We start from the raw sequence: 12,052 nt of genomic DNA, 5'->3' as shown, positions 1-12,052 counted from the left end.
GGGTGCTCATTTTACCTTCAGTTCAAATAATACTATGACAAACCAAGAATTCACTTCTGAAATTGCCAAACTCGAAAACCTACTATTCTCCTTCGCTCTCCGTCTAACGCGCAGCCAGCAAGACGCACAAGATTTAATGCAAGAAACCGCCATGCGTGCTTACCGCCACCGCGAGAAGTTTGCCATGGGGACCAATTTCAAAAGCTGGGTTTCAACCATCATGCGTAACACCTACATCAACCGTTACCGGAAGATGAAAAGCCGCAAGCACGTCAATCAGCCCATCGAAAGTTTCACTTTCGCGCTGGAAAGTTCTTCCGCCATCCCCAATAAAGGTGAGCATGATATGCGGATGAAAGAACTCAAAGGCATGATGGACCAAGTCGGTGACATCTACCGCATACCGTTCCTGATGTTCTACCAGGGCTACGAGTACAAAGAAATCGCCGCTCACCTCGACATTCCCATCGGAACCGTTAAGAGCCGAATCTTTCTCGCTCGCCAGAAGATGAAGTTCATGATTGGCGACCGTTACAAGAACTGATCAATCAATTTAAGGCCCGGTTGTAGATTTAGCCCCAGCAGGCATTCCCTTTTAGATATATTAGTAACCGAGTCTCAAAGATTTTCGAAGTTAACGCCAAGCTTTTCACAGTATTTTCAGCTAGCGTTCTCTCACTACTCCAAAACACTTTAACGCCGTCTAATAAATTTCGTTACGCTTTGTAACCCACCGTGCCGGCAGACATTAACCAAAAACTACATTATCGAGGGGCCGGCACCACGCCGGCCCCTTTTTTTGTTTTCGCTCGCTCGAAACTATCTCCAATTACGGTGTTTTTGGAGACAACAACTCAATTCACCGCCTCAACTTTCCGGTATGGACAGCCAGTTTTTTACCGATCGATTTGCTGCTCACCTTGCGGCGGATGAGCTCCCATCGCCGGGGCTCGTCGAGGAATGGCTGGGGGGAACAATGCAGTTCCTGTTTCCTGAATTCAGCTCCGTCCGTTTCACCACCGAAAGAGGGTTGCGCCTGCACTACCAGACGAACAATCTGAAGCTGTACACTATCCTGGATACCCTGAAGGAGCAGTTAAAGAACCCGGCGGGTGAGGTCCACACTGCATTCGAGGGGGAGTTAGTGAATATTTATGCCGCACTTTCCGAAGACGCCGACGCCATACTTTCCGGCGACCCCGCCGCGCGGAATCGTACGGAAGTGATCAGTACCTATCCCGGCTTCTACGCGCTGGCCGTCCACCGTATTGCGCACGCCTTGTGTCGGCTGGGAGTTCCGCTGTTACCGAGAATGTTGAGCGAAGTCGCCCATCAGCGCACTGGGGTAGAGATTCACCCCGGGGCCACCATCGGCCGCCGGTTCTGCATCGACCACGGGACGGGTATTGTAATTGGCGAGACGGTTATGATCGGTGACGACGTCAAAATATATCAGGGCGTCACGCTTGGTGCCCTGAGTGTGCGTAAAGACATGGCCAGGACCAAGCGGCACCCAACCATTGAAGATAAGGTGGTCATCTACGCCGGTGCGACCATTCTCGGCGGCGCCACGGTGATTGGTGAAAATTCAATCATTGGCGGCAATACCTGGATTGTCGAAAGCGTCCCCGCCCGCAGCCGCATTTATTACAAAAACACGACGGCGCGGCCGCTGGTGCCACGGGAGGACTAGGGCTGAATTGTTGAGGCTACTTCGAATCAATCAACTTTTCCTCATATCCGCCACATACGGTAGTTAATAATCTATACTTAACCCCTAAAATTAAATCCATGCGCCCCGCCCGCTTATCCGTTAACCTCAACAAAGTAGCCCTCATCCGTAACGGCCGGGGCGCTAATTACCCCGACCTGGTTAAAGTCGCGCTCGACTGCGAAAAATTTGGGGCCCAGGGGATCACCATTCACCCCCGACCCGACCAGCGCCACGCCCGCTACGACGACGTCTACGCCCTCAAAGAAGTAGTTCAAACCGAACTCAACATCGAGGGCTATCCGGAAGGTAGGTTTCTGGAAGTCGTCCTGGAAACCAAACCCCACCAGGTCACGCTCGTACCCGACGCTCCCGGCCAACTCACGAGCGACCACGGCTGGGATACCGTAGGCCGGGCGGATTTTCTGAAAGAAATCTTAGCCCCCTTCAAAGCCGCCGGCATCAGAACCTCTTTGTTCGTTGACCCGAACGAGCGAATGATCGATGGCGCCCTGGCCGTCGGTGCGGACCGAATCGAGTTCTACACCGGTCCGTTTGCGTCCCAGTTTTCTGGCGACCCCGCGCGCGCCGTAGCACCGTTCACGGCGGCTTGCCGGTACGCCGCTTCCGCCGGAATTGGTATCAACGCCGGTCACGACCTAAACCTGCACAACCTCACCTTCTTTGCCAATAATATGCCGGGCCTGCAGGAAGTCAGTATTGGCCACGCACTGGTCACGGATGCGCTGTACCTGGGGCTGAAGGAAACGATCCGTCAGTATTTGGCGTGCCTCTCGGCTACTACGTAATCGTCGATCTGGTGTAGCCTTGCTAAAAAATGTAAATACGTTAGGATGCTTCCAAAAGGCGGCGTACCTTTGTGCCGGGCAGCATACGAACAGCTCCTTTTGAACTCCCCCAGGGCGGAAACGCAGCAAGGGTAAAAGGTTGAGCGTTCGGTATGCTTGCCTATTTTTTATGCCCGGTGGGGTCGTACCGGGGGGGTGGGGTGCTTACTTTGTGGATCAAATCCACCAACATAGTTGTTACATGACTACAGGGAACATCGACGTTGGTTTGCTCGTACTGCGCCTGTGGTTCGGACTAGAAATGGCGCTGGCCCACGGATTACCCAAGCTTTTAAAACTCTTTGCTGGCGACCTGTCCTTCGCCGACCCGATCGGGGTAGGGCCAACGGTCAGCCTCGTGCTGGCGGTCTTCGGTGAATTTGTTTGTGGCTTGCTGATCGCGGCGGGCTTTTTCACCCGCCTGGCAACCATCCCCTACATTATTACGATGCTGGTGGCCGCACTCGTCGTTCACGGCGCGGATGGTTGGGGAAAAATGTCCATTCCGCTCATGTACGTCGTGGCTGCCGTTGTGCTGTTCATCACCGGCCCCGGTCGCTTGAGTCTGGACCACAAGCTATTCGTCAAGACGTTTAAATAATTGGGCGCGGACGCAGGTGCATTGGGAATGGGGCAAGCATTGATCTCGGGACCACGAACTCGCTGATCGATCAAATCGAACTTTAAAAGAATCCCTCAGTGCGTTCATCAGTGCGCTTGCAGCATACTTATTTGTTGAGATTTACCTTTACTCCGCCCGAGTGCTGACCACCAGGGTACATTCCCATGCAAGTTTCCGTCATCATTGCCGCCCATAATGTCGCCACTACGTTGTGGCGCGCGGTGAATTCGTGTCTGCTACAGGGGGAAGCAATTGGAGAAATCATCCTCGTTGACAATAACTCAACGGACGAAACCGGCATCATCATTGACCAGCTCGTCACGAACCACCCCACCATCATCACTAAGGTGGTGGAGACGCGGCAGGGGAGTTCAGCGGCGAGGAATGCGGGCCTCCGCCACCGCAAATTCGAGTGGATTCAGTTTTTAGACGCCGACGACGAACTTCTTGGCGGTAAAATAGACCGACAACGGAAACTGATCAATCCTGAAACCGACTGGATCATGGGCGTATCGGTCGTCAAAGCGCCCGGCGGAGCAACAACAACCTTGGCGTTGGGCAACGACCCCTGGAAAGAAGTTGTTTTTCAGGGAGGCTTAGGTGATATGAACGCCAATCTTTTTAGGTTTGAGAAACTAAGGGAAGTAGGTTTCTTTGACGTGTCCCTGGTCAATGGCATCGACATGGATTTATACGTACGCCTGTTGTGTGCCGGTGCCGTTTGGACGCACGATCACGTCGTGGGGGCTGTGTACTACGAGCACGACGGGCCACGTCTGAGTCGTCGCCAACCGGAAATTCTACGGGCCCAAGAAGTATTACGTAAGGTGGCGGTAGCTGACTACCTCAGGGTAAACCGGCCGGCGTACTACCAACAAAATGAAGCCTTCTTCCGCGCCGCCATCCTGCGGGGCATCCGGCAGGTATACACTTACGATCGCGGGAGGGGGCAGGCCTTGTGGGCAGAAATTTTTCCGAGTGGAATAGCTTTAGATCGATTAGACCGTTCCTTACTTCCTCGGTACCACACTTTGTACGGCGTACTGGGCTTTCACCGCACGGAGTGTCTCCGGCTGATGGCAAAGAAATGGTTGGGCGGAAGTTAACTCGCTTCCTTCTAAGCTACCGACGTGCTCCCCAAAATTTTGCCCAGGCATAAACGTACCGACGCGCAGTCATCACGGTGGCATTCTGCCAGGCAAAACTCTTTTTAAAGAGTAGCCGCGCTAAATTATAGGGAACGACCCGGAAGGTGATGTTTATTACCTCTCTCAGAAAATCCGCCAGCGTAAATCTTGGGTTTCTCGGTATTCGACCGTAAGCAATTCCATTCTGGTGGGCCATACCAATTTGCGCGCTCACGGTGTGTTTACGTGGCTGTACTAAATGACGCATCGCGATGGCCGGAGAATAGTAAATTTCCGTGCCCGCGCTCCGGAGCCGGTCCTGAATTTCATCATCTTCCCCGTACCCAATTTCGTGCCCCCGCATTCCGAGGTTAATCGCAAATCCCTGACCATCGAGGAGGAGTCTTGTCCTGAACGCAAATATTCCTCCGCTGAGGTGCTGCGTTTCGTTGAGCCGGGTAAGCTCTTCCGCCGGAGAAGCGCGGTGGCCGGTTTGGTAATGGTGCCCCAGCCAGGCGGGTGCGGAAGGGGGAAGGTAATGATCGTACCGACCGCCAAGCACCCGTACGTGCGGATTTTCAGTGATGGCTTGCAGAAACTCGGCCATCATGTCGGGGTAGGGTAGCGCATCGTCGTCGAGGTAGAAAAGCCATTCCGTTGCGACCGTGGCAATAGCTTTGTTGCGCGCGTGGCTTAGTCCCGTTTGCAATTCCACGACGTACTGCACACCGTGGTGCTCGGCAACCACCCGGCAGGCGTGCTGGTTAGCATTGTCGACGACGAGTACGTCAAAGACGGTTGCGACGGAGCGCTGGGAAAGTAGGGCTACGAGGCATTCGTCCAGTAATGCTGATCTTCGATAGGTACAAATCACCACGGTTACGCGCGCGGATACTTCGTCATTAGTTTTTGTGTTTACCATTGCCGTGGACAAAGATAAGACCACGCAGTGCACTCATCAGAGGCTCGTGGTGCTTGCGGCTACGCGTCAAATCGAACTCTCTCGGCCTCTTTCTACTGACTTCCCCGTTGTCTTCATCAGGGGTAATCAATCTCTCCGCTAGCCGAAACGGCTAGCTCTTTCCCCCACCTAGTTTTAATTCCACCGCCCTTGAGTAGATTTACGTCGCTACGAACTCATGCTCCCCGCGGAAATATTTCTCGCACGTAGCGACCCCGCGGCAAGCAGTATGCACCCGTAACCAGCAGCCGAAATTATGACCGCCGTTCAGTCGCTCAAGATAATATGGTCCGTAACCAAGCTTCTGGGTCGCTTCGCCCTTGATGGTAGGCTGATCGACCCCCTGGAAGTCTTCTACCTGCCCGGAAGCAGAGAAATATTCCCCATTAATTCCAAGGCGGGCTGTTCAACCGTGAAATTGCTGCTAATCCGGAGATTCGTACCCGTCTACACCGCTCAATTTCCTGAAATACACACCACTGATCCCGGATCAGTGACCAATGGCGCCATCCAGCGCATCTTCTTTTACCGCAGAAGTGAATACGATGAGTTTGCCCGGGGTAAGAAATTACTCTTGGTGATTCGCGAACCCGTTAGTCGCTACTTATCCTTCCGTGGTGGCATTAAAGACGGCGCCAATCAGCTCTACGGGTCGATAAAGAGTATACGGTCCAGCACTGCGAAAATTCAGTCCTGGTCGCTAGGGCGATTGTTGCTCTTCACCTTCCTCACTCCAAACGCGCTTGCGGACCGGCATTTTCGCGAGCAACGTTATTTACTACCACGTCCCGGTGGGGCGGGCTGTCAGATTACCGTGACGACACTGACGCGATTCGTGGAAATGGAAAAAGACCAGTCAGGAGATGCACCTGTACTGAATCGGGGGCAGAAGCAGCGCGGCACCGCACTTCAGCTCTACCTGAGGAATAAGCCATTGTATCGGTGGCGCTACCGCCGCGACTTAGCGCTTTACCGCAAGATCACCACTTTACCCAGGCCCCGCTCGAAGTACTGATCGGTACCGGTGTCCTGCTTTTTTAAAGTTACGTCGGCGGCATCCCCGGTGATGACCCGGTAGAGGTAGACACCATTCGCTAACGCGTCGCCGTACTCATCCGTCCCGTCCCAGGCAAATTGCGTTTGGTGCGTACCGACCTTCAAGTTTTCGGTCGCCAGGAGATCAATATCCCGGACTACCCGGCCGCTAACGCTCATGATCTGTATCCGGAAGGTTGACGGGGCCTCGTTGCCGGTGAGCGTGTAGACGAAGCGTGTCTGTGTTGTGAAGGGGTTCGGGTAGGCGAGGACGTTACCGACCCGCATCTCGTTAATCACCTCGAAACTGCGTTTGAATTGCAGACGCCCCGTACTGTTATCGCTACGGTCGCGCGCCGTCACTGCGAGTTCGTAAGTTCCGTCGGCCAGAAACTCCGGGCGGAAAAATATCTCCGCCATGTTGTCGGTAGCCGTAGCGGGTGAAAACTCTACACGTTGGTCCGTAAGTTGGAGCGTTTCGGTCGTACCGTCGGGCTCACGGAGGGAGATTTGATACTTAGTTGATGCATCCAGCTGTAGGTACTGGTTCTCGTCCCGTAGTTGAATGCGAATTTCCGGCCGCCCACTGACCATATCTCCGTCATTGATCCGCTGCCCGTCGAATAGGACGGTAAGTACGGGGTCGGTAACGTCGGGCGCGAGTTGAAAGCCGGAATTGATGATGTTATTAAAGGTGACGTCCTCCGGCTGATCCTGGTCGGGGTTTAAAACCATTTCGAACCGTACGTCACCTTCGATGGTCGCGGTCGACACTTCAAATTTCACTATTCCGGTGGTACCCGCCGCGACCGGGGCCTGCCTGGTGGTGGACGCTACCACCTGGTTCTGCTTATTGATCACTTGTAGTTGAACGAGTAGACTATCCAGGTCGACGTCCGAAATGTTCTCGTAGCCGACGGAGAGGGAAGCGGCTTGTCCCTGTTGCAAAAGCGAATCTGGCTGGGTGAACGCAAGCTGTGGGTTCACCGCAACGTCACCAAAACCATCGTAGTCGAAGTAAAGGCTAGTGATGGCGGGGACGGTACGTGCGCTGAGGTCGAGCAGGCGGATTTCGGTGAAAACCTTCCGGTACACGGTAGCGTCGATTCGGCTCAGATCAACCGTCAAGGTTCTTCGGTCGGTGAATTTGTGGATAATTCTATCCAGTTCTACGATGGCCCCGTCCGCTCTCTGGCCCATAATCTTCACGATGCTAGAGTCGGAAACTTCAAGGTTATTGGTGCCCGAAGTAATGGAGACGGACCTCCAATTTTGAGCCGGCCCGGCTGCGGCGGAGGTCCAGGTGCCCTCTTCCCAGCTTCCGAACAGGGTAATGGATAGTTCGACGGTGTCCGTTACGTCACGCGCCATTACCTCGCCAACCAGACCAAAGCCTTTCTGGAAGGCCAGGGCGTAGGGGACGGAGCCTGAAGTTGCCAGCCGGCTAATCTCAAGTGCTCCTTCGTCTTCCAACAGGTCGAAAATGGTTGTACCCAGTGCCGCTTCGTCCGTAGTCCAGTCATCGTTGTAGTAATTAAGCGTATTGCCTCGCTGCAGACTCCACACCAGCACGTACTTCCCTTCCGGGACTTCTTCACGGATGAAACGGATCATACCGTCCCGCCCCGCCTGCGTGCGGGTATCAAAATTCCAGGTTGACGTGCGGACGCCGGGCCGGGTATTGTATTCACCCGCCCCCAGGTTTGGCGACCACTGATCATTGTTGACGCTATCGATTACCAGCACCGACATGCCCGACTGAATGCGCCAGTTGAACGGGGAGTTGAGGCGTTGCGTACCGCGCATGTAGCGGGGCATTTCCCGGTCTTGATAAATGGCGTTAAATACCCGTACGCCCAGCGCATTTTTAGCAAAACTCCAGCCGGTGTTAATGGTATCCGCTCGAATATTCTCAAAGGTACCATCCACTATCTGCCCGGGGTCCTGTTGGGCCCAGTGAGGCAAAGAGCCAGCCGTACCTTCCAGCCAGGTAAACGAACTCTCGCTCCAGATGTAACCGGCTCCTTCCGTAAAGGTGCTATCGGGGCTGACCCGCCAGTAGTACGTCGTGCTGTCCGTAAAATTAATGTTGAGCTCCTCCCGGATGATGCCGCCGGGGCTCACCAAGCGGGTGTCGAGCAACGGGTCGGCGAAGTCGCGGCGGCGCGAAACTTGTAATAAGTATTCTCGCTCCGGCGCCAAAGCGTCCGTGGTGCTCGCGTAGAGCGTTACCGGTCCGTTCACCACGGCAAATCGCGGCGGGGCGGCCGTCCTGGCGGTGTTGGCGATAAACGTTACCGGCACGCCCGCTCGGCCCCCGGTAATTAGGTCGTTGTTACTCTCGGCGCCCGGGAGGGGGGCTTCCGCTAAATCAAATTCGGTATCGAGGCTAATTAAAATACGGTTCTGGCCGACCGCCTCCAAGCCTACGTTGGGAATGCGGGTCCGGACAACCTCGTCGTACCGCGGCGTGAGAATGCGTTGTGTATAGACCTCACGCACTTCACCACCCGGCAACTGCTGGCTGAACTGTACGTCAATGCTATCGCGACCACCATTTCTACCGAGGTTAACCACCCGGAAGGAGACTTCAAAATCAGGGTCCTGCGCCGGAATAACTTCGGGATCAAACCGTACGGAAGCGGCGTCCACGACCACGTCGGGGCCGGGGCGTGGGTGGATCCGGTAGGCGGGGTCGCCACTCAGGACGAACTGCTCCGTCAACAGCGCCACGGTATAGTTGGAGGTATTGCGAAAATGGGAGATCGTAGCCCGCAAAACGTCCCCAATGCCCTGTCCGTAAAGCTCGTTTCCGGTCAGGTCGTATAACTTATCGCCCCAGGTGCCCAGGGAGGAAATGAACCCGATGCCCTTACTTGCCGCAAAAGCGATGGCACCTTTGTCCTCCAGAGAAATAAAGCGCTCGCCAATACTCTTACTTGCGGTGAAGGCGTCACCGCTGTAGCAACCCAGCGAGAGCATGTACGGGTAGCGACCTTTGTTATTATAGTTAGCGGGGTCATCGATGCTAAAGTCGAAACCCTGCGAGGAAGCGTGCCCGAAAAAGGTGATGATGGCGCTTCCACGGTTGATTCTGTCGAAGATGGCGTCCTGCTGAGTGGTTTCAATGGGGTCGTCACTCGTTTTAAAAAATGAAGTAACGTTGCTACCCATATCAGAAGCTTCGATCCTACTCTTGAGCGTACGCAGTTCGCTTTTAATGGTGTTCTGCTCACCAATGACACCACCACCACCCAGGTGGATCACCTGCTTCATCCAGTCACGGTCCTCCAGCGTCTGGCCGCCCATGTTGGTCTGAGCTTCCACCTCCCGTAGTTTCTCGAGGTAATTAGCTATTTCCGCGCGGTCGGTGGCCGCCAACCGGCCCGTCGCCAGCGTCGGCACCACGTCACCGAGTTTGGCGGTGAGGAGATTATCCGAAGCCGGGTAACCGAAAGAAGGGACGAAGAAGGTAGCTTGGGCAGCTGCTAAATCCCCCGGGGTGCGAATGTCTAATCCTTCCCGGCCCTTGCCAATTACGAAAAGGTACTGTAGTTCTGGGTTCGCGGCCCGCGCGGCCGCGACGTAGTTTCTGGTGGCCATGGGGTGGCGAGCTACGCCGTAACCGTATTCGTCGTACAGATCCTCAACCCGGACGGTATGCACGCGGTAACCGCCGCCAGCGGCACTGGCCCGGTAGGCGGCCATAGCTTTTAGTTCCGGCCCGTCGAGTCGCTCGCTCGTCAGGATGAGGTAGTTCGTCCGGCTACCGGTCGGCAAGGCCGGCTGAAAGGTGTGTGATCTTAACGCCGGAGATTTAAGTACGTTGTTTCCCGTAACTAGGTAATACTCCGTCGATGAGCTGCTGGCCGGTACGGTGAATTGTACGCTACCTGCTTGCACCTTTCCAACGAGCTTCGTGCCACGGTCTGCATTCAGTAAATACACGGCACCCGCGACCGCGCCCACGTCCGTAAGCTCCAGCGTCTGGTTCTGCGCGGACGCGGGTACCAAGAAATGGGAAAGGCCGGCCGCACTGAGCGTAGCCGGGTAAGTCGCGCGTGCCCAGGCTACGTTGGCCTTGTCCCGGTCACCCCGGTTGCCCCGCAGCGCTACTTCGGCGCTTTCCCCGCTAGCCGTGAACGGTAGCGAAAATTGCTCCACACTCCAGCCGCTCGACTGGTGGGTAGTTAGTTCTTTACCGTCAAGTAAGATGGCCTGGTCGTGTTGATCGAACCCAAGCCCAAACCGAAGTTCTAGCGTAGCCGCCCCGCCCGCCGTACCCGGCAGCGGCAAACTAAAAGTCGTTTCCGTGGAACCATTCGAAGACAAAAGGTCATTTGCCGATCGCATACCGAATCCATCGGCTACGTCGTAGTGGGAATAGTAAATCGATGAGCCCGCACTGCGGAAAAACGTTTTCGTGTAATGCTCGTTAAAAACTGCCTCCGATTCCCTGAGGATGCCGCCCAACGGAGCGCCGGTGGCCGCTACTTCACTCGTGTTATACCGTAGCCCTTTATTGCCCAGGCTCAAATAGTAGACGGACGTGTCGGTGTGCATACTGTACCGGTCGTTCAGCTGCATTCGCCCCGGTGCCTCGAATAAAAACTGATCCAGCTCCCCGCGGTTACGCTCGCCCACAAAGGTCAACCCCGCTTCGTCCACCACAACGGGGACCGGCTCGCCCGCGTGTTCCAGCACCCAGGCCGCAGCGTTCGTCTCGGGGAAAGAAAAGCCAGCCGCCCGAAGTTCAGCCGGGGTCAGGCGGTAGACGCCATCCTCCGCCACCGCGATTCGCAGGTACGTTTTGTCGTAGTCGATCCACTCGTTTCCGTACCGGACCGCACCCGTGGGGCCAGTCATTTGGGCGGTAAGCGCCACGGCGCAAAAACAAAGAAATAGGGTGGTAAGAGTGCGCAGCATAGACGAGTAGGATCACTAAGTAAGAAACGGGTCGGGTCCGAGAGAGGAGTCCGCCCGCTAAAAGTGCTACGAAGTTAACGCCTTTACCCTCACGACGTTGCCCAAATGTGGAGGTTTGTCGGGAGACCCAAAGTTGCGGGTTACCACGGTGTACCGCTACCCGGCCGCGCGGAGAAGTATCCTTACCGGTGAACCGTCGCTGCCGACCAACTTAAGCGGTAAGCAGATCATCTCAAAGTCTCCCTCGCCAACCTTACGCAGATCGATGCCTTCGACGATCCACACGCCGGCCGTCATCAGGGCGCGGTGCGTTTGGGGGTTGCCGTTGTAGAACGGACCGACGGACAGGTAGTCTACCCCGACCATCTTGAGTTTCCGCTCCGCGATCCAGGCGGCTGCTTCCGGGCCGATGCCGCGGTAATCTTTGTCGAACGGGTCCTGAAGCCAAAATTTTCGATCGCTGTTGGGGGTGCGCAGCATGAGTCGCTCCCCGGCGACGAGCGGACGGGTACGCTTTTCGAACGCTTCCAGGTGCTTGGGTTTCACTTCCGCGGGGCAGTCGATCACGGCGACGCGTACGGGGCCCATTCCGAAGTCGATTGGGGCGCGGCTAACGTCGATGCCCTGGGCCAAAAAGTGGCTCGGCGCGTCCATGTGCGTGCCCGAATGGACACTCATCTTTACCACCGTTACGCGCGCCGTGTCACCGCAGTGGATGCAGCTGAGGACGTCGTAGCTGGTGCTCGGTTGGCCGGGCCAGCCGGTCATGCCTTCAAAAATGGGGTAGGTGACGTCCGTCCAGCCTTCGTACCAATTGCTCAT

The 12,052-nt window shown here is 55.6% G+C and carries 9 protein-coding genes and 1 other RNA gene; 7 read left to right on the top strand and 3 right to left on the bottom strand.

What is annotated here, in order from left to right; all coding sequences use genetic code 11:
• The first annotated feature begins 34 nt into the window (after window positions 1–34).
• The 6 genes from GGR27_RS04355 (at window position 35) to GGR27_RS04330 (ending at window position 4,287) form a co-directional block, all read left to right on the top strand.
• Window positions 35–544, top strand: a complete 510-nt coding sequence (locus GGR27_RS04355; protein ID WP_168036153.1) for an RNA polymerase sigma factor — start codon at window positions 35–37, stop codon at window positions 542–544.
• A 336-nt stretch (window positions 545–880) separates the two neighbouring features.
• A complete protein-coding gene (gene epsC / locus GGR27_RS04350; RefSeq protein ID WP_168036152.1) occupies window positions 881–1,693 on the top strand; it encodes a serine O-acetyltransferase EpsC in 813 nt (270 codons plus the stop codon).
• Between the two features lie 98 nt (window positions 1,694–1,791).
• Window positions 1,792–2,520, top strand: a complete 729-nt coding sequence (locus GGR27_RS04345) for a pyridoxine 5'-phosphate synthase (protein ID WP_168036151.1) — start codon at window positions 1,792–1,794, stop codon at window positions 2,518–2,520.
• A 72-nt stretch (window positions 2,521–2,592) separates the two neighbouring features.
• Window positions 2,593–2,689: signal recognition particle sRNA small type (gene ffs, locus GGR27_RS04340), an RNA gene on the top strand.
• Between the two features lie 72 nt (window positions 2,690–2,761).
• A complete protein-coding gene (locus tag GGR27_RS04335) occupies window positions 2,762–3,160 on the top strand; it encodes a DoxX family protein (RefSeq protein ID WP_168036150.1) in 399 nt (132 codons plus the stop codon).
• A 185-nt stretch (window positions 3,161–3,345) separates the two neighbouring features.
• Complete coding sequence (locus GGR27_RS04330) at window positions 3,346–4,287, top strand: glycosyltransferase family 2 protein (RefSeq protein WP_168036149.1); 942 nt, start codon at window positions 3,346–3,348, stop codon at window positions 4,285–4,287.
• Between the two features lie 16 nt (window positions 4,288–4,303).
• On the opposite strand, the gene GGR27_RS04325 is transcribed toward GGR27_RS04330, so the two are convergent.
• On the bottom strand, window positions 4,304–5,230 hold the full coding sequence (locus GGR27_RS04325) for a glycosyltransferase family 2 protein (protein ID WP_168036148.1): 927 nt from the start codon (window positions 5,228–5,230) through the stop codon (window positions 4,304–4,306).
• A gap of 295 nt (window positions 5,231–5,525) precedes the next feature.
• Here GGR27_RS04325 and GGR27_RS04320 point away from each other — a divergent pair, with 295 nt between their 5' ends.
• Window positions 5,526–6,284 carry a hypothetical protein gene (locus tag GGR27_RS04320; RefSeq protein WP_168036147.1) on the top strand — a complete coding sequence of 253 codons (759 nt, stop codon included), beginning with the start codon at window positions 5,526–5,528 and terminating at the stop codon, window positions 6,282–6,284.
• Here the strand turns inward: GGR27_RS04320 and porU2 are convergent.
• Window positions 6,239–11,230, bottom strand: a complete 4,992-nt coding sequence (porU2, locus tag GGR27_RS04315; RefSeq protein ID WP_168036146.1) for a putative type IX secretion system sortase PorU2 — start codon at window positions 11,228–11,230, stop codon at window positions 6,239–6,241. The genes GGR27_RS04320 and porU2 overlap by 46 nt on opposite strands.
• Before the next feature lie 156 nt (window positions 11,231–11,386).
• Window positions 11,387–12,052 carry a cyclase family protein gene (locus GGR27_RS04310; protein WP_168036145.1) on the bottom strand — a complete coding sequence of 222 codons (666 nt, stop codon included), beginning with the start codon at window positions 12,050–12,052 and terminating at the stop codon, window positions 11,387–11,389.

Source organism: Neolewinella antarctica, assembly GCF_011927835.1.
GTDB classification, from domain to species: Bacteria; Bacteroidota; Bacteroidia; order Chitinophagales; family Saprospiraceae; genus Neolewinella; species Neolewinella antarctica.
Note: the sequence above shows the minus strand (reverse complement) of the source record. Positions and strands in the feature narration are given on the sequence as shown.